This is a genomic window from Streptomyces beigongshangae, from assembly GCF_019710745.1.
GTDB lineage: Bacteria > Actinomycetota > Actinomycetes > Streptomycetales > Streptomycetaceae > Streptomyces > Streptomyces beigongshangae.
In genome coordinates this window covers 177,032-200,503 of sequence record NZ_JAHKJW010000010.1, presented here as the reverse complement: position 1 = coordinate 200,503, position 23,472 = coordinate 177,032, and the positions used below count along the sequence as shown (strand labels likewise).

At 68.3% G+C, this 23,472-nt stretch carries 22 protein-coding genes and 4 pseudogenes; 15 read left to right on the top strand and 11 right to left on the bottom strand.

Annotated elements, in window-relative coordinates; all coding sequences use genetic code 11:
• The 3 genes and pseudogenes from KM933_RS10640 to KM933_RS10630 form a co-directional block, all read right to left on the bottom strand.
• A pseudogene (locus KM933_RS10640) lies at positions 1 to 266 on the bottom strand (restriction endonuclease); the annotation flags it as partial.
• Between the two features lie 103 nt (positions 267 to 369).
• Complete coding sequence (locus KM933_RS10635) at positions 370 to 579, bottom strand: hypothetical protein (RefSeq protein ID WP_221350580.1); 210 nt, start codon at positions 577 to 579, stop codon at positions 370 to 372.
• Positions 580 to 1,017: 438 nt separating this feature from the next.
• Positions 1,018 to 1,722, bottom strand: coding sequence for a DUF4386 domain-containing protein (locus KM933_RS10630; protein WP_221350578.1), 705 nt, complete (start codon positions 1,720 to 1,722; stop codon positions 1,018 to 1,020).
• A 119-nt stretch (positions 1,723 to 1,841) separates the two neighbouring features.
• Here KM933_RS10630 and KM933_RS10625 point away from each other — a divergent pair, with 119 nt between their 5' ends.
• Positions 1,842 to 2,525 (top strand): TetR/AcrR family transcriptional regulator C-terminal domain-containing protein, encoded by a 684-nt coding sequence (locus KM933_RS10625; RefSeq protein ID WP_221350575.1) that lies wholly within the window; start codon positions 1,842 to 1,844, stop codon positions 2,523 to 2,525.
• Entirely contained in the window at positions 2,419 to 3,837 is a 1,419-nt protein-coding gene (locus tag KM933_RS10620; protein WP_221350573.1) for a Tn3 family transposase, read from the top strand. Before KM933_RS10625 ends, KM933_RS10620 begins: the two co-directional genes overlap by 107 nt.
• 106 nt (positions 3,838 to 3,943) lie before the next feature.
• On the opposite strand, the gene KM933_RS10615 is transcribed toward KM933_RS10620, so the two are convergent.
• Positions 3,944 to 4,606, bottom strand: a complete 663-nt coding sequence (locus tag KM933_RS10615; protein ID WP_221350571.1) for a response regulator — start codon at positions 4,604 to 4,606, stop codon at positions 3,944 to 3,946.
• Positions 4,603 to 5,892 carry a sensor histidine kinase gene (locus KM933_RS10610; protein ID WP_260333328.1) on the bottom strand — a complete coding sequence of 430 codons (1,290 nt, stop codon included), beginning with the start codon at positions 5,890 to 5,892 and terminating at the stop codon, positions 4,603 to 4,605. Before KM933_RS10610 ends, KM933_RS10615 begins: the two co-directional genes overlap by 4 nt.
• A gap of 288 nt (positions 5,893 to 6,180) precedes the next feature.
• Between KM933_RS10610 and KM933_RS10605 the strand changes: the two genes are divergently transcribed.
• The 4 genes and pseudogenes from KM933_RS10605 to KM933_RS10590 all read left to right on the top strand — a co-directional run.
• Positions 6,181 to 7,671: an alpha/beta hydrolase gene (locus KM933_RS10605; protein ID WP_221350569.1), complete on the top strand. Its 1,491-nt coding sequence runs from the start codon at positions 6,181 to 6,183 to the stop codon at positions 7,669 to 7,671.
• A gap of 169 nt (positions 7,672 to 7,840) precedes the next feature.
• A pseudogene (locus KM933_RS10600) lies at positions 7,841 to 9,006 on the top strand (IS30 family transposase).
• A gap of 156 nt (positions 9,007 to 9,162) precedes the next feature.
• A complete protein-coding gene (locus KM933_RS10595) occupies positions 9,163 to 9,429 on the top strand; it encodes a recombinase family protein (RefSeq protein WP_308013332.1) in 267 nt (88 codons plus the stop codon).
• A 46-nt stretch (positions 9,430 to 9,475) separates the two neighbouring features.
• A pseudogene (locus KM933_RS10590) lies at positions 9,476 to 9,838 on the top strand (IS6 family transposase); the annotation flags it as partial.
• A gap of 943 nt (positions 9,839 to 10,781) precedes the next feature.
• Here KM933_RS10590 and KM933_RS10585 read toward each other — a convergent pair.
• Positions 10,782 to 11,267 (bottom strand): hypothetical protein, encoded by a 486-nt coding sequence (locus KM933_RS10585; RefSeq protein WP_221350568.1) that lies wholly within the window; start codon positions 11,265 to 11,267, stop codon positions 10,782 to 10,784.
• A 358-nt stretch (positions 11,268 to 11,625) separates the two neighbouring features.
• On the opposite strand from KM933_RS10585, the gene KM933_RS10580 reads away from it, so the two are divergent.
• On the top strand, positions 11,626 to 12,255 hold the full coding sequence (locus KM933_RS10580; protein WP_221350566.1) for a class I SAM-dependent methyltransferase: 630 nt from the start codon (positions 11,626 to 11,628) through the stop codon (positions 12,253 to 12,255).
• Positions 12,256 to 12,313: 58 nt separating this feature from the next.
• Here KM933_RS10580 and KM933_RS10575 read toward each other — a convergent pair whose 3' ends face one another.
• Positions 12,314 to 12,571: a hypothetical protein gene (locus tag KM933_RS10575; protein WP_221350564.1), complete on the bottom strand. Its 258-nt coding sequence runs from the start codon at positions 12,569 to 12,571 to the stop codon at positions 12,314 to 12,316.
• Between the two features lie 227 nt (positions 12,572 to 12,798).
• Between KM933_RS10575 and KM933_RS10570 the strand changes: the two genes are divergently transcribed.
• Together KM933_RS10570 and KM933_RS10565 are read left to right on the top strand one after the other, a co-directional pair.
• Positions 12,799 to 13,860: a hypothetical protein gene (locus KM933_RS10570; RefSeq protein WP_221350562.1), complete on the top strand. Its 1,062-nt coding sequence runs from the start codon at positions 12,799 to 12,801 to the stop codon at positions 13,858 to 13,860.
• Positions 13,861 to 13,889: 29 nt separating this feature from the next.
• Positions 13,890 to 14,330, top strand: a complete 441-nt coding sequence (locus KM933_RS10565) for a hypothetical protein (protein ID WP_221350560.1) — start codon at positions 13,890 to 13,892, stop codon at positions 14,328 to 14,330.
• A 336-nt stretch (positions 14,331 to 14,666) separates the two neighbouring features.
• Here KM933_RS10565 and KM933_RS10560 read toward each other — a convergent pair whose 3' ends face one another.
• Complete coding sequence (locus KM933_RS10560; RefSeq protein ID WP_221350558.1) at positions 14,667 to 15,302, bottom strand: TetR/AcrR family transcriptional regulator; 636 nt, start codon at positions 15,300 to 15,302, stop codon at positions 14,667 to 14,669.
• Between the two features lie 126 nt (positions 15,303 to 15,428).
• Between KM933_RS10560 and KM933_RS10555 the strand changes: the two genes are divergently transcribed.
• From KM933_RS10555 to KM933_RS10545, 3 genes are all read left to right on the top strand, one after another.
• Positions 15,429 to 16,859 carry an amidase gene (locus KM933_RS10555; protein ID WP_221350556.1) on the top strand — a complete coding sequence of 477 codons (1,431 nt, stop codon included), beginning with the start codon at positions 15,429 to 15,431 and terminating at the stop codon, positions 16,857 to 16,859.
• Between the two features lie 179 nt (positions 16,860 to 17,038).
• Positions 17,039 to 17,578, top strand: a complete 540-nt coding sequence (locus KM933_RS10550) for a DUF2087 domain-containing protein (protein ID WP_221350554.1) — start codon at positions 17,039 to 17,041, stop codon at positions 17,576 to 17,578.
• 198 nt (positions 17,579 to 17,776) lie between these two features.
• Complete coding sequence (locus KM933_RS10545) at positions 17,777 to 18,211, top strand: hypothetical protein (RefSeq protein ID WP_221350552.1); 435 nt, start codon at positions 17,777 to 17,779, stop codon at positions 18,209 to 18,211.
• Between the two features lie 378 nt (positions 18,212 to 18,589).
• Here the strand turns inward: KM933_RS10545 and KM933_RS10540 are convergent.
• The 3 genes and pseudogenes from KM933_RS10540 to KM933_RS10530 form a co-directional block, all read right to left on the bottom strand.
• Positions 18,590 to 18,769 (bottom strand): annotated as a pseudogene (locus KM933_RS10540) (IS5/IS1182 family transposase); the annotation flags it as partial.
• Positions 18,770 to 19,222: 453 nt separating this feature from the next.
• Positions 19,223 to 19,606: an SH3 domain-containing protein gene (locus tag KM933_RS10535; protein WP_221350550.1), complete on the bottom strand. Its 384-nt coding sequence runs from the start codon at positions 19,604 to 19,606 to the stop codon at positions 19,223 to 19,225.
• A gap of 209 nt (positions 19,607 to 19,815) precedes the next feature.
• The gene (locus KM933_RS10530; RefSeq protein WP_308013331.1) at positions 19,816 to 20,223 is read right to left on the bottom strand and encodes an ArsR/SmtB family transcription factor; all 408 of its coding nucleotides are present in this window, start codon (positions 20,221 to 20,223) and stop codon (positions 19,816 to 19,818) included.
• A 1,115-nt stretch (positions 20,224 to 21,338) separates the two neighbouring features.
• Between KM933_RS10530 and rpmF the strand changes: the two genes are divergently transcribed.
• The 3 genes from rpmF (at position 21,339) to KM933_RS10515 (ending at position 23,190) form a co-directional block, all read left to right on the top strand.
• On the top strand, positions 21,339 to 21,509 hold the full coding sequence (rpmF, locus tag KM933_RS10525) for a 50S ribosomal protein L32 (protein WP_221350548.1): 171 nt from the start codon (positions 21,339 to 21,341) through the stop codon (positions 21,507 to 21,509).
• Between the two features lie 4 nt (positions 21,510 to 21,513).
• Positions 21,514 to 22,689, top strand: a complete 1,176-nt coding sequence (locus KM933_RS10520) for a GTP-binding protein (protein ID WP_221350546.1) — start codon at positions 21,514 to 21,516, stop codon at positions 22,687 to 22,689.
• A 69-nt stretch (positions 22,690 to 22,758) separates the two neighbouring features.
• On the top strand, positions 22,759 to 23,190 hold the full coding sequence (locus KM933_RS10515; protein ID WP_221350545.1) for a Fur family transcriptional regulator: 432 nt from the start codon (positions 22,759 to 22,761) through the stop codon (positions 23,188 to 23,190).
• Positions 23,191 to 23,472 lie beyond the last annotated feature (282 nt).

Below are 23,472 nucleotides of genomic sequence, written 5' to 3'. Positions count from 1 at the left end.
AATTCCTGCCAGGTCAGGGCGTCGACCTGGGCCATGGACAACTCGCGCGCCCGGGCCTCTTCCTGTGCCCGCCACGCGCGGTCCCGGCCGACCGCCTGGCGGTGCGCCCGCAGCAGCGCCCAGCCGGCCCCGCCCAGCGCGGCCGCGGCGAACACCGTCACCAGGACGGGCCACACCGTCGACCAGTTCGCAGCGACCCACACCGCTGCAGCCAGCGCCACCACCGTGCCCCAGCCCTGCAGCTGCCTGCGGGTCTGCTTCCTCAAGCGCCCGCGCCGTCGACGTGCCGCCATCACTCCCCCACCCCCTGGGGTCGTGATCCGCAGCGCACGCCGGCGAATACTGTCCGGACGCTGTGTGGGCGGGGGCTCATCGGCTGCCCTGAGTAACGTCGCTCGCCAGCTGTCCCACGATGTTCACGATCCCTTGGCCCTCCGGGGCGGGTGCGATCAGGACTCCCAGTGCCAGAACGATGACGACGGTCAGCTTCTCGTCGAAGCGGCTGCGGGCCTGCGTACGCCGCCGCAACCGCCAGATGACGGTGACTGCGAGCAGCAGCGTCACGTTGATGGTCAGCATCCGTCCCGACCTCCCCACACGACCGGCTATCACCACGTAGGGAGGCAGCACACCACCCCGGCGTTCTTGTGTAGCCGGACGTCAGTGATGCTGGAGGTAGATTTCCAACCAGAAACCTGTAAGAACACGTCCTACCTGATCAACCGTCACTGCCAACAGCCCACTGACATGAAGTCGGCACATCGCAGCCTGAAAGCTGGTGAAACTGTCCGGCGAGGAGTTCGTCAAAGGCTTCGCCAACAAGGCCGGCGCCGTCACCGCGCTCGTCCTGGGCGTGGTCGCCGTCGCCTACGCGCTGGGCATCGACCCGGCCGAAGCCGTACGCCGCATGCTCGGCATGCAACTGCCGTCGTGCCCGGAACCCGCCCGCCCGCGGTTCCGGGCACGACGGCAGTACGCCACTCCGCTCTGGTTGTCTGAGCGGCTCCCGGGACGACGTCACCGACGGACACCTGCCGGAGCAGCCACCTCACCGCCTGCCCGGGACGCGGCGCCTGAGCCGGGCCCGAACCCCCTGACGATCAGCCACCCGGCCAGCCCCAGCTCCCAGGCGAACACTGGGAGCGCGGCGGCCGACCCCGCCACGGAGAGCTGCGCGTAGGCCCCGAACATCACGGCGACGGCCGAGGCGCAGATCAGCGGCCCGCCAACCAGCCCGAGCACGGCGATGAAGCGTGGCACGAGCCGTGCGCGGTACGCCAGGTAGGCAAGCAGGACGGTGTTCAGGCCGAGGGCGACGTTGGGCCCGAGCAGGAACGTCCAGTCGTGCACGGCCACCAGCGCGACGTCGGCGCCTGCCTCCGCCCCCGCGTCCCGCCGCAGGGTGACGAGCGCCAGGACGGCGACGATCCCGAGGGCGATGACGGCCGCCTCCAGCAGCCGTCCGAAGGCGTACCCGAACGCGAGCCCCTCGCCGTGGCGCCGCAGGACGGGGAACAGCGCCGCCCCGGTACCGGCCACCGCCACCACCAGCACCACCTCGCAGAGCACCCCGAGCAGCGCTCGCGTGTCGGCGCCCTGCGCGAGCCGGCCGTCCGCCGCTCCCAGCAGGGGGCGGTACAGAACGGCCCCGGCTATCGCGGCGGCCTCGGTCAGCAGGAACAGCGACCCGGCGGCCACCGCGGTTCTCCGGTCCGGACTCATCTTCTCGGTACCCCTCACTCGGCGCGGGTGTACGCCGTACACCTCGCAGCGAGCATAGGTGTACGACGTACACTGGTCAAGGAGAGGGCGCTGTCGAGGAGGGAAAGGGCCGAACCGGAATGAGCCGGCAGGAAGCCACACACACGCATCGGATCCCCCTGAACAGGGACCGCGTCCTGCGCGCCGCCGTCGCGCTCGCCGACGCCACCGGCATCGACGCGCTCAGCATGCGCAGGCTCGCGCAGGAGCTGGGCGTCGTACCGATGGCCCTCTACAAGCACGTGGCCAACAAGGAGGAACTGCTCGACGGCATGGTCGACACCGTGGTCGGCGAGATCGACCCGCCGGCTGCGGGCCCCGACTGGCAACGCGTGGTCCGCGGGCGGATCCTCTCGGCCCGGCGGGTCCTGCTGCACCACCCCTGGGCGGCCCGGGTCATCGAGTCGCGGACCGGCCCCACCCCGACCGTGCTGGCATACCTGGACTCGATGGCCGGGAGCTTCCGGGACGGCGGCCTCTCCGCCGACCTCACGCACCACGTCATGCACGCGATGGGCAGCCGCCTGCTCGGCTTCAGCCAGGAGCTGTTCGCCACCTCAGGCCCCTCCGGCCCGCCGGACCCCGGGCTGGCGGCGCACTACCCGCACATCGCGGAACTGGCCGCGACGGCCGCACACGACGGGAGTTCCACGGTCGGTGGCGGCTGCGACGACCAGTTCGAGTTCGAATTCGCCCTGGACCTCCTCCTGGACGGCTTCGAAAGCCTCCGCCGCCAGAGCTGGACGTCCGCGCGGAAGGCGTAGCGGGTGCCGGGGGCTTAGCGTCGAGAGGGGAGGGAAGCCCGACCGAGCCCAGAACTCGACGGCGATCCCTCAGATAAAGCGGAGCAAGCCCACGCTGACAGCCGCACAACGAACTGCGCCAGACTGCGCGCCCACCGGCACGCTCCCGGTCGCCTCTGGTACGAGACGCGGGGGAGCGGACGTCTTCTCCGCGCCACCCTCACGCGGCCCGGCCGGGCGAGGTCAGCCAGAGCCTCCCGCGTTTGCTGCTCTTCGCGCTCCTGCCGCACCACCGCACGGTCCGCCAGGACCATGCCGACCTCCAAGTCCCGGCGCACCACCCGGTGCGACGACACCAGCGAGGGCACCTCACCCCCGGCCGCGCTCAGATGCCGGTGTAGCGCCGCCACGTTCCCGCCCGCCTGCGCCAGCACCTCCCACATCTGGCCGGACAACTCCACCCGGGCCCGCGACCTGCGCTCGACACGGCCCTCCGTCCGCGGCACGCTGCGCGACTCGCTGTTCGTCCTGGACGCCATCCACGCCCGCGACGGCGGCCCGAAGCCGGAGACCGTCATCACCGACACCGCGCCCTTACTCCGACATCGTCTTCGGCCTGTTCGCGATCTGTGGCCACCAGTTCTCACCGAGGATCGCCGACATCTCCGACGCCCGGCTGTGGCGGACGAACACCGCGGCGGACTACGGGCCGCTCCAGCCGGTCTCGAACCACACCATCCGCCTGGACCGGATACGCGCCCACCGGGACGACATGCTCCGGGTGGCAGGTTCCCTGACTCTCGGGGAGGTTCGCGGCCACGACCTGATCCGCATGCTCTCCCGGGACGGCAAGCCGACCGGGCTGGGCGACGCGTTCGCCCACTACGGGCGGATCTTCAAGACACTGCACCTGCTCCAGTTCGTCCCGTACGAGGGATACCGGCGAATGGTCGGCGCCCAGCTCAACGTCACCGAGGCCCGCCACCGCCTCGCCCGGAAGATCTTCTTCGGTCAGCGCGGCGAACTGCGCCGGCACTACCGCGAGGGTACGGAGGACCAGCTCGGCGCGCTCGGCCTGGCGCTGAACTCCGTGGTGCTGTTCAACAGCCTCTGCATCGACGCCGCCGTCAAGCAGCTGGCCGCTGAAGGCTTCCCGGTCACCGGCGAGCTGCTCGCCCGGCTCCCCCCGCTCCAGTTCGGTCACATCAACTTCCTGGGCCGGTACGCCAACTTCCTGGGCCGGTACGCCTTCACCCGGCTGCCGGTGCCGGGCCTGCGAAGGCTGCGCGACCCGACCATCGACGACGAGACGGACGACGGCGCGGACGCGTAGCTGCGCGCGCGTACAGTCGAGGGCGGTCCGGCCCCGGAGTCACCACCCATGACTCCGGGGCCGGACCGCCTTGGCGAACTCGGCGTCGAATCGCTCCCTGCCGACCTCATGCCGGGTGGATGAGGCGGCTTTCGTAGGCGAAGATCACGGCCTGGATCCGGTCGCGGAGTTCGAGCTTTTGCAGGATTCGCCCCAGATGGGACTTCACGGTCGCCTCCGCGAGATACAGGGTGGCCGCGATCTCGGTGTTGGACAGGCCGCAGCCCACCTTGACGAGCACCTCGCGCTCGCGGGCGCTGAGCCGGCTCAGCCGCTCGTCGCGGTCGGCGCTGCTGCCGTCGGGGATGTGTGGGCGGAGGTTCTCCAGCAGGCGGCGGGTGATCCGCGGGGAGACCACCGCGTCGCCCGCAGCCACGCTGCGTATCGCGGTGAGCAGTTCCTCGGGCCTGGTGTTTTTCAGCAGGAATCCCGAGGCTCCGGCTTTGAGCGCGGTGAAGGCGTATTCGTCGAGGTCGAAGGTGGTGAGGATCAGTACTCTGCTCCGCGGGGAGATCCGGATGACCTGTCGGGTTGCCTCGATCCCGTCGGTCCCGGGCATCCGGACATCCATGAGGACGACGTCGGGGCGCAGCTCCCGGGCGAGGCGTATGGCCTGGATGCCGTCCGCGGCCTCGCCGACCGGTGCCATGTCGGGCTGGGTCTCCAGGACCGTGCTGAAGGCCATACGGAGCAGCGCTTCGTCGTCGGCGATCAGGATGCGGATCGTCATGCGGACGCCGCTCCGCCGCTGCCGAGTTCGAGGCGGGTGTGGACTCCCCAGCCGCCGCCCGGGAGCGGTCCGGCCTGCAACGTCCCCCCGTAGGCGGCCGCGCGCTCGCGCATGCCGGGGATGCCGTGGCCGGATGGTGTGGCACCGGGAAGCGGCGGGCGGGGGCCGCTGTCGGTGACGGCCACTGTGACGGTCCCGGTCGAGCACCGTATCCGGACCTTCGCGTGTGTGCCGGGGGGTGTGTGCTTGAGGCTGTTGGTCAAGGCTTCCTGTACCAAGCGGTAGACGGTCAGTTGTGCGGTGGCGGGTATGTGGGTGTGGCCGCCCCGGACCTCGACGCGGGTCGGCAGCCCGGCGGCGCACATCTGGTCGGCGAGAGCTGCCAGTTGTGCGACGCCGGGCAACGGGTGGCGCTCCGCGTCCCGTTCGTCGGTCCGCAGGACGCCCAATGAGCGCCGCATGTCGGTCAGGGCCTGCCGGCCCGTCTCGGAGATCTGGAGCATCGCGGTGGTGGCCTTGTCGGGGGACCGGTGCTGTGCGTAGACGGCGGCGTCGGTGAGCGCGACCATGACGGACAGGTTGTGGGTGACGATGTCGTGCATCTCCCGGGTGATACGTGTCCTTTCCTCGGCGACGGCCAGCCGCGCCTGCTGGTCATGTTCTTGCTCCAGGCGTGCGGCCCGTTCCTCCAAGGCCGCGAGGTAGGCGCGCGTGGTCCGCACATTCACCCCCAGGACGGCGGCGGCGACGACCATCGCGGTCACCGCGACGAAGGGGGTCAGGAACGCGCCTTCCGTCGCCCAGCGCAGACAGGCCAGCAGGGCCCCGCCCTCCACGACGGCACCGGCGACAAGCGTGCCGCGCCGGCCCGACCTCGCGGCCACCGTGTAGAGAGCCACCAGCAGGGCGATGTCCGCCGGCAGTTGGACGTCCATCAGCCACTGGGCGAAGGCCGCGGCTGCCACGGCGCCGAACACCGCGAGCGGGGCCCGGCGCCGCCACACCAGGGGCAGCGCAAGGGCCGCGGTGAGGGCCACGGCCACCGGCAGCTCCTGCGGCGCGCGCGTGGTCATGACGTTGATCAGGAGCAGCGCCGGCAACAGCGAGTCCCACACCATGGGCGGCAGCCGGGAGCCCCAGCGCCGGACGGCTCTCATCGGTCGCGCCGCTCGTGCGGAGGCCAGGTCGGCGTACCTCGTCAGCCGTACGGCTGTCCTCGCCCACGGCACCCGGTCCCGGTAGCGCAACGGCTGGGCACTACCGGTTTCTGCGCTCGCCTCGGTCATCACACGTCCCTGTCGATTTCAGCGTCACAGTGGCCCCGGCCGGGGCCGCCACCGCGTACAGCCGGAGCCGGTCGGGTACGGGAGCGTAAGACCCGCGCCGCCCGCACGTACCGCAGCCCTGTCACGGTAGGCCGCGATCCAGCGGCACGCATGAGTCCACCGTCTGAAGGAATCGCGCGGAAGTACGACCGCAGGAGGAGCCCGGCCACCCCCTACGGTCGCAAGGCCTCTCACATGGGCGTGCCTCGGATTGCGACTGCGGCTGTACACGATGGCGACCCGGGGGCGATGTGGCAGCGCGTGCCCCGCGCCGAGCATGGCCGGGTGACCGAGAACATCGTGGGACTGCACATGTCCCTTCTGGAAGTCCTTGTCCTGCTGGGTGCCGTCGCGCTGGTGGTGGCGCGCTGGCTTCCCCCCGCCGTCCGCCCACGCGTCACGATCACGGCGGGGGCAGTGTCCATGCTGTCCGCGATCGTGCTGAGCGTGATGGGCATCCGCTGGCAGCTGCTGCCAGTACTCGCAGGCGCTGCCGTCGCGTTGCCGTTCGCCCTCTCTCCCCTGCTGCGACGCCATACCGGCCGGCCGACGTGGCGGGCCCGGTGGTGGCTGGCCTTGCCCGGGTCGGTGGCCTGCGTAGGTCTGATCGCCACAGGTCCGGTGGCCGCCTGGGCCTTCCCCGTACCCGTGTTCCCCGAGCCGTTGGGCCGTTTCGCGGTCGGCACCCGCGTGGTGCAGTGGACCGACCCACGCCGCCCCGAGACCTTCACCGCCGATCCGCACGACCGGCGCACGGTCGTGGTCCAGCTCTGGTATCCCGCGCAGAAGAACCCCGCAGGCGCGCAGCGGGCCCAGTACCTCGGCCGCACGGAGCACGAGGCGCGCACCGTCTCCGACGCCCTCGCCCGCACGGTCGGCCTGCCTGGCTTCCTGGTCGACGGCATCCCACGTGCCCACACCCATTCGGTCTTCAACGCCCCGGTGGCCGACAGGGGTGGACGGTTCCCGGTCGTGCTGTTCTCTCCGGGATCGGGCGGAGTGCGCACCCAGAACACCGCCTGGGCGGAGGAACTGGCCAGCCACGGCTATGTGGTCGCCGCCCTCGACCACCCGTACGACTCCGCCGCCGTCGTCCTCACCGACGGCCGAACGATTCACACCAGGACCAGCTCCACCGGCGACCGGGACAAGGACAACAAGCTGGCGGTCGGCTGGACGGCTGTTCGGGGCGCCGACCTCAGCTTCGTCCTCACTCAGCTGGACCGTCTGGGCCGAGGTGAGATCGCCGGCCCGCCGACCGGACGCCTGGACACCGGCCGGGTCGCGGTCACCGGCCACTCCATGGGTGGTGCCGCCGCCCTGCAGGCAGCCCGGCAGGACCACCGGTTCGATGCCGTCATCGATCTGGACGGCTACCCGCACGGCCCCACCTCCCCCTCCCTCCACCAGCCGGCGCTCGCGCTCACCCAGGCCGTCACCCCCGCGACCGACCCGCAGTACATACCCGGCCTCACCAAGGCCCTCAAGCTCAACACCGCGACGAGCTACCGGCTCACCGTCCCCGGCGCCGCACACCTCACCTTCATGGACGGCCCCCTGTACCTGCCGCCTGTGCCCTCGATAGTCGGCTCCCTGGGCCGCACCGAGAGCCCCCGCGTCGTCGCCGCAACCACGCTCGCCTTCCTGGACACCACTCTGCGGCACAAACCCGGTGACCTGCCCGGCGTTCTGTCGGCCTACGGCGACCTCAGCCTCTACCGCCCGAGCAACAACCACTGATCAGCTGTGCGGCGGCAGCCGACGGCACGGCCGTTTCTCAGCCGGAGTGCAGTCCGTGGTGCCGTCCCCGCCGCGGACCAGCGAGCCAGGCCGATCTGTCGGCAAACGATGGCGCCCTCAAGTGATCAACGCACCACTCACTGATGATCATGTGATCGTGGAGGCACAGGTGCGTGACTACGGGTTTTCGCCCGCTCAGCAGGATGAGATCTGGAGGCGCTGGCGCGAGGGGCAGTCGTTCAGCTTGATCGGGCAGGCGCTCGGGGCGCCGATGCAGAGCGCCCGCCGGTTCCTGTATCAGAGCGGCGGCGTCCGCCTCACCCCGCAGACGCGGTCAGAGCGGCATCTGAGCGGCAACGAGCGCGAAGAGATATCCCGCGGCATCGCCGCCGGGGAATCGGCCCGGCAGCTAGCCAAGCGGCTGGGCCGGTCCCCTTCGACCGTCTCTCGCGAGATCGCCCGCAACGGCGGCCGGGACCGCTACCGAGCTGCCCCGGCCGATGCAGCCGCCTACGAGCGCGGGCGCCGCCCCAAGCAGGCCGAACTCGCCCAACAGCATGCTCTCCGCGCCCTGGTGGAAGCCAAGCTGGCTCTGTGCTGGTCACCCGAGCAGATCGCGGGATGGCTGCGACGGCAGTTTCCTGGTGACGCCGACATGCAGATCTCGCACGAAGCGATCCACCTCTCGCTCTACGACCCCCGCCGGCGCCAGGCCATCGACCGCAGCCTCACCCAACGACTGCGGTCAGGCAGGCCCATGCGCCGCCCGAAGCTCGCCCGCCGGCCTACCGGGCGGGGCATCATCCGCGGCATGGTGCCCATCACCGCCCGTCCCACTGAGGTCAAGGATCGCAAGATCCCCGGTCATTGGGAGGGCGACCTCGTGATGGGCACCCGACCCTCGGCCGTGGCCACGCTGGTCGAGCGCACCAGCCGCCACACGGCCATCGTCGCCCTACCGGACGGCATCAAGGCCGAGCAGGTCACTCCGCACCTCACCAGGAGTCTCCTCGGCATCCCGCCCCAACTGCGGAGAACACTCACCTGGGGCCGGGGCCGGGAGATCGCCGAGCACCAGGCCATCACCGCCGAGACGGGGATGCCGATCTACCTCTGCAAGCCCCGGAGCCCGTGGCAGCGCAACACCAACGAGAACACGAACCGGCTCCTTCGGCAGTCCTGGCCAAGGGCGCAGACCTCCGCACGTTCAGCCAGGCTGACCTGGACGCCATCGCACACGAGCTCAACCATCGGCCCCGCAAGACCCATGGCTATCGCACTCCGGCAGAGGTCTACGCTGACCTCCTGAACAGCAGTGGTGCGCTGACCGCTTGAGCTCGCCATCGTTTGACGACAGGCGGCCGACGCGTCCAATGAGCCCGTGCAATCCGGGGGGTCCGCGGCGGCCCGAATCCAATCAGATCCGATGGCGATTGCTGACAGGGTTTGACGACGGACAGGGTCCGATCCTCCGTACGGAAGGGGACCCGAGTGGCGAACCTGGTCTACAAGCGGGTCTCGACCGACCAGCAGTCCACCGCCCGGCAGAACCTCGTCCTGGACGAGGTCGGCATCGAGGACCCGGTCGCCTTCGAGGAGGACCCGGGCACCTCCAGCCGCCTCCACCCCCTCCAGCGGCCGAAGTTCAGCGAACTGCTCACCTACGCGCGGTCGGGCGACACCGTGCATATCTCCGAGATGTTCCGCCTCGTACGCAGCACCGGCCACATCCTCGACGGGCGCTGTCACGTTGGCTGACTGGGTGGGGTGATCTTCGGATTGATCACGCTGGGAAGGATCGTCCGTGGACAGTGCGTCGCCGTCGTACAAGGGGCATCGCTACCCGGTCGAGGTCATCTCCCACCGCGTGTGGCTGTACTTCCGCTTTCCGCTGTCGTTCCGCGAGGTGGAGGAGCTGCTGCTCCAGCGCGGCGTCATCGTCTCGTACGAGACCGTGCGCCGCTGGTGCGCCAAGTGTGGTCAGGCGTATGCGAACGGACTGCGCAGCCGCCGGCCTCGACCCGGGGACACATGGCATCTGGACGAGGTGTTCATCAAGGTCAACGGCAAACTGGAGTATCTGTGGCGAGCCGTCGAAGCCGACGGCGACGTCCTTGACATCCTCATACAGAACCGGATCAATCCGGACAAATTTCGATCACGCAAGGGACCCTGCCACCCACCCGCTCGCCCAGGACGAATTCGCGACGGGGCGCTGCCCCGCCATATTCAAACGTTCGGGAACGCTAAAGAAGCACGGCTTAACAACGCTGCAGGGCAGCATGCCCCAACCGCATTCTGCGTACATCGACCCGTCATTAAATTAGGCGAATTATGCGTGATATGTGATATTCACCAACACGACATCTGGAGACAAAGCGTCAATATAGCGATTGCAGGACTCGGCGTACTCGTGGTCCGGATACGAATTCGGGGCGCTCCACTTGCCATCAAGGGTCAGGAGGCCGTCATGGGCAAGGCTCGCGAGTTCCTTGCGGCGCACGAAAAGCTCGCGTCCGACACCGAACTCCCCCACTGCCTGCTGCCCGAACCGGGCCTCCAGGGCACGGTCGTCGAGCACCGCGCGCATCACGGGCTGGGCCACGTACCGGTGCCAGGCGGGTCCTGCGTGCAGGTACGTTGCTTCCGACTCCTCGGCAATGAGGTCGTCCAGACTGCGGGCGGGCGGAAACCTCGCGGAGAACTCCACCCATTCACGCCACAGCGCGTCCGCTTCCGCAGCAGCGCGGGACCTCTGCCCGTCGATATCTAGCAGCCCCACGGGACCACCTGGACATCGATTCGACGGGATGACGTGGAGGTCGTTTTCCCGCAACGGTTCGTGTTCACGGATCAAACGGGGGTCGTCTTCGGACCCGGACTTGATCCAGAATTCCTGGCCTGCGGCTCCGAGCCACCACTCGTCCCATTCGCCCGGCGATAGACCCTCTCCCTCGCCATTGTGATCGAAGGAGGAAACAGCCTCCCTAATCGCCTCCCGAACAACACCGGGAACGAGGGGTGGCAGACACACGGTCAGAACTTCTCTAGCCATGCGATCTCCTTTCATCACACTTTACCGTGCCGCTATGGCAATACCTCATGCACGACTACACCTCACGTGGGGCCTCACAGTCGCCGACCGTGGACGGTACGCACCCGCCGTTGCCGATCGTATTCCAGTCCCTGGCGAACTGGTAAAGGGCGGACAACTCTCCAAATATTCCAGCCCCGTTGAGGAATTTCCCTCCGGCACTGCCCTTAGATACGGAGCGCGGTGCGGCCGAGGCACCGCTCACTCCTCCCCGGCCAATCTGCTCCCCCGGGGTGATCCGGATGGTTCCGCCGCTCACTCTGCGCACCAGCGGGGCCTGCCTCATGGTGTCGAAGTTGGAGTCGGGGTGGATGATGCGCACATTGCCATCGTTGGCAAAACGGTCTCGCATGGCGCTGGCCCGACCGAAATCCTTGGCCACGAAGACGACATTGACCGTCTGCGCCTTGGCGTTCGGATCCATTTTCCTGCGCACCGTGCTTTCGACACCGTCGAGTTTCCCGACGGCCCGGCTGCTCTCATTCACGTCCCAGATGTCCACATTGACAATCTTCCCATTCGACCATGTCACCTTGGCAAAGTCTGCAGTCGCCCCGTTATACGCAGATTGCCATCCTTGTCATAATACGTTCTAGCTTGACTCTGCCCGGCGCTGTCGTCCTGCCACAAGAACATGCTTCCCGTCCGGGTCTTCTTGTCGTAGCACTTCCCCGCGAGCTGGAGATCCTCGTTCATGTACTTGAATGCGAGTTTCTCGGAGTCGCGATCGGCCGCCTCGGAGGTGACGAGTTCTTCTCTGAACTACCGAGGGTGTCCCGTGATCAGGTGAGGGGACGATCAGTCCTTGGGGGAAGGGCCGGAGAACGGCTGCGACCGGCGAAGGTGTTAATTTCCTTCCCGTGTTAAGCCACCAGGACGAGACCAGGGCGGCCTATGACGGGGTCGTCGACCTGTACGCGTCGATGTTCGCTAATCGGCTGGAGACGCAGCCGTTCGCGCGGAACATGATCGGTACCTTCGCCGAGCTCGTGCGTGCCACGGGGAACCTGCGGGCAGTCGACGTCGGGTGCGGGCCCGGTCATCTGACGGCCATGCTGCACGACTTGGGGCTGGACGCCTTCGGGCTCGACCTCTCCCCGGCCATGGTCGACCACGCTCGGCGGGCCCATCCGGCGCTGCGGTTCGACGAAGCGCGAATGGAGGCCCTGCCGGTCGAGGACGGCGCGCTCGGCGGAGTGCTGGCCCACTACTCGATGATCCATACCCCACCTGAGGAATTGCCCGTGCTGCTCGCCGAGCAGGTGCGTGTCCTGGCACCAGGGGGCCTGCTCCTGGTGTCCTTCTTCGGGACCGAGGGACCGAAGCCGGTCCGCTTCGACCACAAGGTGGCGCCTGCCTACAGTTGGCCGGCGGAGCAGTTTGCCGCGATGCTGACCGGGGCCGGACTCGTCACAGTTGCTCGGTTGCTCCATGACCCAGCGTCCGAGCGTGGTTTCCTCGACACTCACTTGCTGGCCCGCCGCCCGTAGAGCGTGGCCCGTGGCCTGGGTCAGGATGGTGTAGATCATCCGCGTGGATGAAGCTCGTCTAACGTGAAGGTCCTCTTGCCGTACTGATTCGTGTCGCGATCTGGCTGAAGCTGGGCATGCCGAGATTGATCACTTGGCGTTGACGGACTTGCTCTGTATCGAGCTGGATGAGCTTCTCCTCTGCGCCGGCGAGGCTGACTTGGAGTCCTTCGATCTCACCGAGCCATCCCTCCTGTTCTGCTTCGGTGATTCGGGCGATCAGGTTGTCGCGGATCTCGACGAGGCGGTGTCTCTGATCCGGGTCCGGTCGGAGCATGGAGCATCGAATACACGCTTATCCGAACTTGCCCGGAGCGAACGTTTGGTCCTCGCACCCGGCGATCTCCTCACTGCGAGTAGTGGTTGCACGGTTGCGCGGCAGGGGCTTGCTCCGTGTGACGCGCGCCGTAGTGGGATCTCGACGAGATCAGCTGATCTGGTCAAGGCCAGCCCTGAGTCACGCCCGGATATGCTGTCGGCTTGGTTTGGGGAGTGGGGGCAGCGATGATCGGTAGCAACGACGCCGTCTGCGAGATCTCGGTGCCACCGCGTTTGGGTGCTGTCGCCGATCTGGCGCCGGTGCGTGATCGCGATCGCCCTGTGTGGCTGGCGCTGAGCGCGGATGGCACGATCAGGCGGTGGGACGTGGCAGCCGGTCATCACGAGATCATTGGGGCTACCACCGTTCCGGCGGAATCCGATCGCGAGCCATGGAACGGCCGTCGGCTCCGCAGGCGCCTGCACGCCTCCCACGACGGTATGTTTGCCGCAGTGGTCAACGACTACGGCCGCTTCGGCGAGGTGCTCGACCTCCGGACCGGCGAGGTAACTCTGGCCCTGGACAATCAGGGTGGTCACGAAGAGACAGTGCCGTTCTCACTGGAGTTCGCGCAGAGTCGTGGGCGTTGCGTGGTGGTCCACCGCACGGCCTGGAACCGGCTGGATGTGTCGGACGCACAGACGGGGGCGTTGCTGACTGATCGCTCGCATCTCGCTCATGCAAACGCGGATGCCATGCCGGAACACCACCTCGACTACTTCCACGGCTCACTGTATGTGAGCCCTGATGGGAGGCGGATCCTGGACGACGGCTGGATGTGGCATCCCGTCGGGATTCCTGCGGTGTGGGATCTCGGCCAATGGATCGATGACAACGTCTGGGAGTCCGAGGACGGTCCTAGCCGGGTCGATGTCTGCGGCCGAGAGTACTACTGGGATCACGCTATGACCTGGATCGACTCGAGCCGGGTCGCCGTCGAGGGCCTCGGCGATGACGACGATGTCATGCAACCGGGGGCACGGATCTTCGATACGAGTAGGACCGGTCAGAACAGTCTGTGGCGCATGCCGACGGCCGTGGAGCTCCTTGCAATCGAGGGCCCGACCGGACGCTTCTTCAGCGATGGCACCCACCTGTTCAGTTGTGGTGGCACAGATCTGTCCATATGGGATCCGGCAGAGGGGAAGCTTCTGGGCACCGTCCCCGGCTTCTCTCCCACGCACTATCACCCAGGTGCCCGGCAGTTCTTGCGGCTCGCCGACGGCGTGGTCCGTGTCTGGGCTTGACCGGAAATCGCGGGAGGAGTGAGTAACCAGTGGACAGAGACCGGCGGTATGAAGCTGTCGTCGCGCTCCGCGAGCTCGGGCGAAGCCACGACTACCGTGACCGGGCGGATGCCGGTCGCGGCCTGGCAGGCTTCGCCGAGATGCAGGAGGCCCTCAGACCACTGCTGGAGCTGGTGCTCGACCCGGGTGACACCTTCGTCACCCGGGTGACCGCGGAAGCCGTGCTTCGGCGAAAGGACAGGATCGGGTTGGCGGTAGTCGCCTCAGCGCTGGCAGTCGCCGACTCGAATCACAGCGATTGGATCCAAACCGCAATCCTCGATATGTTCAGTATCTTCTCCGAGGACCGGGACAACGCGATGCAATTGTGCGAAGAAATGTTGCGGGACACTGACGACCGCGTGGCTTTTGGGGCTCGTCAGCTGCATGAAATCCTGGCCCAGATCGATCCTGTTCTTCGCCCCGTGTAGCGCTCGGCGGACACTGTCACCCTTCGCGGCCTGCATCCTCATGGGCAAGAGTCCGAAGAACAGGCCCAAGCCCTGGGTTATGGATAGCTCGGTGGCTCGTCATGGGTTCTGATCTGGCGCTGTGCGTGGCGGATATGTCCGTGACGGGTCAGGCCGGCCGCTGGCCTCGGTCGCGGACGACGAGATCGGCGATGCTGCCCTAGGCTGCTGTGGGGCACTTCTGCGGTGAACACCTGGACTCCCACCGGGCGTCGGTGCTGTCCGCCCCCGGCGACAGCCGACGCTGATCGTAAGAGCCCCGATTCGCCTGTCGCTTCCCGCCTCAGTTGGTCCGGTTCATGGAAGTGGGGAGTCCGGGGAGGGGGTGCGCGTGACCGGTTGCTCCCAGAGGCGGGCCAGGTGCGTGTGGAGGACGTCGTGTGCTTCGTGCGGGGTGAGGTGGCCGATGAGGACGTGCGCGGTGAGGCCGTCCGCGAGGGCGAGGAGGGTGCGGGCCTCGAGTTGCGGATCGAGGCGCACGGCGCGGTCGGCGCCTTCGTCGGCTTCCGAGAAGAGGCGCGTGAACGCCTCCTGCAGGGTTGCGTAGTTCGCCGTCAACGTCCTGGCGAGCGCCTTGCTCACAGCCGCCTGCGCGACGAAGGCGAGCCAGACCCTGGCCTCGGCGCGGTGCTCTTCCCGGAGCAGTGAGATCTCGGTGGCCGCGTGGCCCAGGGCGGTGCCGGCCGACTGGGCTGGGCTTCTGAGGAGGCGGGCCTGTACGCGCTCGCTGATCCGCTCGCCGATGTGACCGAGAGCGAACACGAGCATCTCTTCCTTGGTGCGGAAGCACCGCTGAACTGCACCCATCGACACCTGCGCGCGGGCGGCGACATCGCGAAGGGTCACGCCCTCCAGTCCGCGTTCGTCGGCGAGGTGGCATACGGCCTCGGCGATGAGACGGCGTCGGCTCACGTGATCCACCTGCCTGGGCATTGTCCGATCGCCTCTCAAACTCACAGCGCTCCGCTTCGCAGCGCAGTTTATTCGATGCATGCGTATCGGTTCCCGGGTACGGTTCCGATGCAAGCGCATTGGTACGTGGATGAGGAAGGTAGAGCCATGCAGGACGCCCTGTGGAAGATGCCGGCCGCCGCGCAGGCGGAGGCTGTACGCAACGCAGAGGTCTCGGCCGTCGAACTGATCGACAGTCACCTGGATCGCATCGCCGAGGTCAACCCGCAGGTGAACGCGGTCACGCAGCTCCTGGCGGAGCAGGCACGTGAGGCCGCGGCACAGACGGACCGTCGGCGGGCCGCCGGTGAAGCGCGGGGGCCCCTCGCGGGGGTGCCCTTCACGGTGAAGGAGAGCACCGCCATCGAAGGCGTGCCGACCACGTTCGGCACGCAGCGCTTCCGCAACCTGGTGGCGTCGGCCGACGCCCTTCCGGTGGCACGGCTGCGCGCAGCCGGAGCCATCCCCATCGGGCACAGCAACATTCCCACCCTGATTCTGGCGGGGATGCACACACGCAGCGAGCTGTTCGGCGACACGGTCAACCCGTGGGACAGCAGCCGGACCCCGGGCGGCTCCAGCGGAGGCGACGCGGTGGCCGTTGCCACGGGCATGGCAGCGCTCGGGCTCGGCAACGACTCCGGGGGATCGCTGCGCATCCCGGCCCAGTTCTGCGGTGTGGCCGGGCTGAAGCCGTCCACGGGCCGGGTCCCCGCCGACCACCGCGTTCTCGGCCCGGACGACCCGGGCCCGGCGTCCCAGATGCTGGTCACCGACGGCCCCCTGGCCCGGGGCGTGGGCGATTTATGGCTGGCTTTCGAGGTGCTGGCCGGGACCGATCCGCGAGATCCGCGGGCCGTGCCGGTGCCCGCTTACGGCGAACCGCTCCCCGGACGCGTGAAGGTCGCGGTCGTGACGGACCCCGGCGGGCACGGCGTCCATCCCACGATTCGCGGAGCCATCGCATCCGCGGCCGATGCGCTCCGCGACGCTGGATACGACGTGCGCGAGGAGCAGGACGTACCGCGGATGGACGAGGCCCTTGAGGCGTACGGCCGGATCACTGTGACCGAGTTCGCCCCGACCTGGCCGGTGGTGCGCAGGCTGCTCGGCAAGGGCGGGGACCGCTATATCGAGATGGCGATGGAGCAGACCCCGCCCATAAGCGCGGAGGAGCTCATGAAGTTGATGGGCACCTGGATGAACATCCGCCGCTCGTGGGCCGCATTCCTCAACGAGTACCCGCTGTTGCTCGGCCCGGTCTTCACCGAGCCACCGGTCGAGCCGGGGCTGGAGTCGCGTGACAGGGCAGGTAGGGACCGGGTCGGGTCGGGAATGCGCCTGTGCACCGTGACCAGCTTCGTGGGCGTACCCGGTGTGGCCATACCGACCGGGATGGTCGACGGGCTCCCCTGCGGAGTACAGATCGTCGGGCGCGCGTTCCGGGAGGACCTGTGCCTGGGCGCGGCCCAGGCGATCGAGGACCGGCTCGGAGTTCTCACACCGCTCGCCCCGCGAGTGGGAAGCCGGGCTGATTGAGCCCTTGGGCCATGGAGGGCGCGCGCGGGGACCCCCGTACCCCTCACGCCCCGTCCCGGCGGCCTGGCTGAAACACATCCGTTCACGACAAACCGTTCTGAACGGCAGCCCGAGGTCACGGTACGTGTAGAGACGCCCCGAGGCCCGAACGATGATCGGCACCCGAAACAACAACCGGAATGGACACCATGAGCCCCGCCAAGGACCATTCGCCCTCCTGCCGCGACCTGGTCGGTCTCCTCGCCCAGACCGACCGGCGCGCCGCCTACGCGGCCCTCGCCCTCGGCGCGACCTCCGTGACGGAGGTCGCCGAACTGACCAAGCTCCGCCCACCGGCCGCTGCCGTGGCGCTGCAGAAGCTGACGGACGGCCGGATTGCCGCCTTCGACAGCGAAAAGCGCACGTACACGCTGCTCGACGACACTTTCCGGCTCGCAGTCCAGGCCGAGGTCAGCGTCTCAGGCCGGGGCGGCGGAGACGGGGCGGGCTCCTACTTCCGCCGTGGCCGGCTCACGTCCGTTCCGGGCCAGGCGAAGGTACGCAGCCGTGTTCTGGCCGTTGTGAAGGACTCGTTCGAGCCCGGCGTGACGTACTCCGAGGCCAAGGTCAACGCGATCTGCGGCGAATGGTTCGACGACTGGGTGAGCCTGCGCCGTGCCCTCGTGGACGAGGGTCTGTTGCGCAGAAACGAGTCCGGCACCACCTACGAGCGCGTCTGACGGATGGCGCGAGTATTGGCCGGCGTCGCCGCTCACCCGCGGATGCCACCGCGCCGGCCTGCAACGCGCTTCGACCGATCAAGGCAACGGCCGTTCCCCACGCTGACTTGATCTGCCATGGACACGGTCCATGGCCGCCAAGAGACTGGCCCGGTCCTCAATCCGCCAGCCGAACAAGACCCGAACCGAGGAGACCTCATGCGCGCTCACCTCGCCGTCGGCTTCAGCGCCGCCGCGCTGGTCGTCGGCACACTCCTGTCAGCTCCCCCCGCCCATGCCCACGCTGCCGCCGACCCTGTCAGTCCTTACAGCGTCCCCTTCGGAAACACTTACACCACGGGCACGCTGACCTGGCACGCCCGATCAGTCACCGTCGCCGGAGAACACAAGTCCGTCAGCACTGCAGGTTTGCCGTACTGCCGGGCAACCTGGGCCTATACCCTCAATAGCGCCGGCGGGGTGATCGGTCAGAACGGCAGTAGCGACAGCGTCGTCTGCGGAGCCAGCGGCACCTTCCGTTTCACCGTCTCTGCGGACGTCCCCGGCGGCGCAGCATTCGTACGTGTCTGTCTCGACGACGGCAATTTCAAGGACCTCGTCTGCAGCAAGTTCGGGCCCCGCCCCACCTCGTGAACCCTTGGCAGTGCGCCGGCGCCGGGGCACTCGCCCGCCACCGGGCTCCCGGCAGGGCCGCAGAACTCCTGACGCCCTTCAAGGAAACATGCTTGGCCGGGCATCCCAACCAAGCGTCCACTCTGCACGAATCGCCTGCGGTACGGCCAGGTACTCAGGCTGGGGTCCCGGGACCTGAGACCGCCGTCCGTCCTCCAGACGCCTATTAGGCACTGTCTCTCAGATCCATCCGTGAGCTCGCCGTGCTCATGATCGAGGCTTGGGCGATCGATGACGACAGCACCATCCCTGCGTCATTCGAGAGTGTGCTGGAGGCCCTTCGGATAAGACCGTGTCCTACGTGGTGAGGCGGACGAGGCGCTTGTAGCAGCACAGAGCGGCGGCGAGCTGGGCGTAGGTGTCGCCGCAGCACAGGTGGGCCAGGGCGGGCAACGCCTGCTGTCCGGCGGAGAGTTTACGCCACCGGGTGCCCAGCTCGCGCCGTCGGCGGGTGAGGTGCTGGGCGAGGAAGCGCAAGCTCTGGCCGGACAGATCGATCGCCGATGGGTAAACCAGCACACGAAGCTCCTGATGGTGCGGGTTGATCTTGGCCGACGATCCTTTTACCAGGAGCTTCGCCACTTCCCGACGCCAGGGCGCCCACCCGTCGCACCAGCCAAGCGATCAGGTTGGAAACGGCTCACTATCAACTACCCCGGCCCGAGCCGCATAGATGTGTTCAAATTCCGGAGTCAAGGCCCGACCCAGTCCGGCCCGAAATGCGGAACACGCCCCTGGAATCTTTTCGATTCCAGGGGCTTCCGCCTACCCGGCTGCAGGAACAAGGAGAGGTGACCAGGTGCCGCTGGAAAGGAACGACCCCATTCCGCTCCCTGGCCTGGACGGTACTGCTTCGATGAATTCGGAGGCCGGTCGGAAAACAGCGGACGGGCCGCCGACCGCCGGAGGGATTTCCGGCGGTCGGCGGCCCGTTGAAGGGCTGGGAACCGTGTCCTCGGCGCGGGTCCCCTGTTACTCGCAGGGATAGCTGGTGATGCGGACGGTGTACGCCGCGGCGACCCAGCGGTTGGTGCCCACGTTGCGGAAGCCGTTGGTGGTGGACGCCGACGCGAGGATCGTGGCGCCGTTGGGGTAGGACCCGACGCGCGTGTAGCTGGTGCCGGGACCGCTGCGGATCACCAGACCGCCGGTGGCGTTGACCTTGTAGTAGCACCGGGTGGCGAGCGCACCGGCCGGCGCGAGCTCCACGGCCGCGCCCGTCGTGCGGGCGGGTGCGACGGCCTGGGCCGTGAGACCGCCGCCGAGGAGCGCGGCGGCGGAGAACGCCGCCACGGCCGCCGCGCGGGCGGCGGAGCGACGCGGTGACATGGTGCGGCGTGCTGCTGTGACGGTCATGGAATCAATTCCCCTTGCGTCGTCGGTTCTGGGTGCGGAACACGTATGTAGGAGCAGGCCCGGCTGGCCGAGCGGTGTCACCTGGTTGTGGCTTCACATCCTGGAGGAGTCGGCCACCTGCGGCCCACCTCTTAAGCCACGGCTTAAAGGGTGCCGGGTCGGCCGGCGCGGGTTCCGCGCCCAGTCGGACGCCTTGGTGCCTTCGGGCCTCACGGTTTCGTCAGGGCACCGGTCCGCAGCAGAGCCAGCCCGAGAGGGGTGATGTGGTGCAGCACGGATCCGCCTCGGCGGCTGGTGGTGATGAGACCGGTGTTGCGCAGCACGGCCGCGTGCTGACTGGTCGCTGCCGCCGTGACGTTGAGGCGCCGGGCTAGTTCGCTCGTCGTGCAGCCTTCTGCTGTCACCTGTAGAGCGGCGGCTCGCGTGCGGCCGAGCAGAGATCCCAGGTTCCGTACGGCGGAGCCGTCCGCTTCCGCCGGCCCGGTATCGATCAGCGGCCGGCGGAGAGCCGGCACGCTCAGTCGGGGTGGCTGGGCAGTATCGAGCGGGTCCCAGTAGATCGCGGCGTTCAGCTGGCGGTGGCCGCCGTGGTTGATGCGATGTCGGCCGCTGGTCACGTCCGTCCGGCGGCAGCGCTTGCTGCGTGCCCGGCCGGGCGGTCGACAGATCAACGCCAGGACACCTCGGGGTCAGTCATAAGCAAGAGTCAGACCACCTCGGCCGGGACTACCCGACCCTTGCGGGATCCGCCGGACGAGGACATCCCGACCACGTCCTCACCGCCTCGGCGCCGGCCCGCCTCTGGCAGCCCCTCTGAACCACCGAGCCGTTGCACTTCCCCCTGTTAACAATGAACACCGTTTTCATGTAACGTCAGGGCTCCACTCTTCCTGGAGGCTGCCATGACGGCACGGTATGAGGTGTCCCCGTGCGTGAGCAGGAGACACGGCTCATCCCGCCGTACGGGAGCCCCGTCGAGAACCCTGGACCGGAGTCCGTGTCATGTGCCGCGCGAGCCGAGGAGATCGTTGCCGTGAGCGACCGCGACCTCGTCCTCTTCGACGTCCTGCCGGGTCCAGTGGACCCGGTTCCGCGTACCTCCCTGTTCGGCCGGTGGGTGCCCGATCCGCCTGCCCGCCACGAACGAATCGGCAACGGCAACGCGTGCTGGTTCGAGCTGGTCCTGCCCGATGTCATCGACGTACGGCGGTCCTTCTCGTCCGACATTCCGCGAAGGACCATGTTCGCCCTCTCCGTGACCGATCCGTCCTGGAGTGAGGCGGTTGCCTCCTCGTCGGCCGCGCTGTACTTCTTCACCGCCGAAGCCGTCCTGTCGTTTCCCGCCGAGGACGACGTCCGTGAGCTTGTGCACCGGAATCGGCGAGCAGTCTCCCGTGGCCCCACCGGCCCCGGGCGCGGCCGTCCTGGAAATCATCGATCTCCAGGACGAACACGATGCGCTCAGCAAGGCCGAGGCGCGCGTCATGCAAGGGGCCTGCGCCGGTCCGGTCCGGAGCACCGCCCGGTGCCCGGGAGCCGGGGTGTTCGCTGTCCTGCGGCGCCACCGGGCTGCCGTCACCTCTGAGCGACCGCCTTCCCGGCACCTGCCGGGAGACGCTCTCCGGCCCGGTCGCTCCGGTTCCACCGCAGGCAGGAGTACCGGTTCAACCTGCTGCGGCTTCCGTAGTACCCGATCGAACCAACCATCGTTCCTGTCGAAAGGACCCTCACCATGGCCGTCCCCAAGCGCAAGATGTCCCGTAGCAACACCCGTCACCGCCGGGCCCAGTGGAAGGCGAGTGCACCGCGCCTGGTGGACGTGACGGTGAACGGCGTGACCCACCGGGTACCGCAGCACCTCGTTCCCGCCTACCGGCGCGGCCTGCTGAACCCGGAGGGCTGAGGCGATGCCCCCGCGACGCCTGCCGGTCACCGTGCTGTCGGGATTCCTCGGCGCCGGGAAGACGACCTTGCTCAACCACGTACTCGCCAACCGCGAGGGGCTGCGCGTGGCGGTGATCGTCAACGACATGAGCGAGATCAACATCGACGCCGCGTTGGTGCGCGGGGGCGGGGCCGCGCTCTCCCGGACCGAGGAGCGGCTGGTGGAGATGACCAACGGCTGTATCTGCTGCACCCTCAGGGACGACCTGCTTCAGGAGGTCGATCGGCTCGCCCGTGAGGGCCGCTTCGACTACCTGCTCATCGAGTCCAGCGGCATCTCCGAGCCGATGCCGGTGGCAGCCACCTTCGCCTTCGCACGTGACGACGGAGCCGCTCTGGACGAAGTGGCGCGCCTCGACACCATGGTCACCGTGGTCGACGCGGCCAACTTCCTCACCGAACTGGCAGAAGGTGACGACCTCGCCGAACGCGGACTCGCACCCTACGAGGACGACGAGCGTACCGTCAGCGACCTGCTGGTCGACCAGGTCGAATTCGCCGACGTGCTCGTACTCAACAAACTGGACCTGGTCGGCAGGGCCGACGCCGACCGACTGCTAGGGGTGCTCACCCGGCTCAACCCGCAGGCACGGCTGATCACCTCGGTCCACGGCCGGGTCGACGCCCGCGATGTCCTGGAAACAGGACGTTTCGACCTGGAGCGCGCCCAGCAGGCGCCGGGCTGGGTGCGGGAACTGAACGGGGACCATGTCCCGGAGACCGAGGAGTACGGCATTTCCTCCTTCGTCTTCCGGTCGGCCGCCCCCTTCCATCCCGAACGGCTCTGGGACTTCGTCACCGAAAACCTCGACAGCGGCGCGTACGGGCACGTCCTGCGTTCCAAGGGCTTCTTCACCCTGGCCGGACGCGACAGGGTGACGGGCCTGTGGTCGCAGGCCGGCTGCGTCGCCCGGTTCGAGCCCTCCGGAACGCGGGACGGTGACGTGCCGCATGCGCAGGAAGTGGTGTTCATCGGTGTCGCCCTGCGAGCGGACGCCCTGCGGGCCGCCCTGGCCGGGTGCCTCATGGCTGAGGGGGAACCGCTGCCCGCCGTCGACCCCTTCCCCGGATGGGACACCGGAGAGGTCTGCGAACTCGAGCACGTGCACGGGTCCTCGTCCCTCGCGGCGGCCGTCTGACCCGGGACGGGCGGCCGGGCGTGGCCGACGGCCCCGCCCGGCCGTCCCCACTGTGATGGAGGCACAGCGATGTACGAAACGATCCGCGGCGAGTGGCGTTCCACCCGGCAACGGGACGCCGTCCTGGCGTCGTTGACCGCCTGCGACGGTTTCGCCTCGGCTCAGACCCTGCACTCGGCGCTCACGGCGGACGGGGTCGAGGTCGGTCTCACCACCGTCTACCGCACGCTCCACTTGCTGGAGGCGTCGGGCCAGGTGGACATGGTGCGCGACGGTGACGGCGGACGGCTCTACCGGCCCCGGCCCGACGACGGACACCGGCACTATCTGCTGTGCCGACGGTGCGGTTACAGTCTCGCCGTCGACGCCGAGGAGGTCGAGCGGTGGGTGGCCGAGGTCGCGCGCACCACCGGCTTCCAGGACGTGGACCACACCCTCGAACTGGCTGGCGTGTGCAACGGCTGTCACTCCAGGCACCGCGTCAGCCCGACAGTCATCTGAAGGGTACGTACCGGCGGCTGGGCACGGAACCCGGTCGCCGGTACACGTGGCATCGGGCGGCCTGCCCCAACAGTCGCTTTCTCACACCGGGCATTGCACAGCGGCCGGCCTCATGTCTCGCAGAGAGCCGGTCGCCCCGGACACCGGGCGGGCTCCGTGGTGCCGGTCGAGCAGAGGACTCCAGCGCAGGACGGGCCCGACCGCGGCGCGTCGAGCCCACGCGCCCCACTCGTCGCTGGGCGCTCAACGCCGCCTCGGGGCTGCTCTCCGTGACTCCGTTCA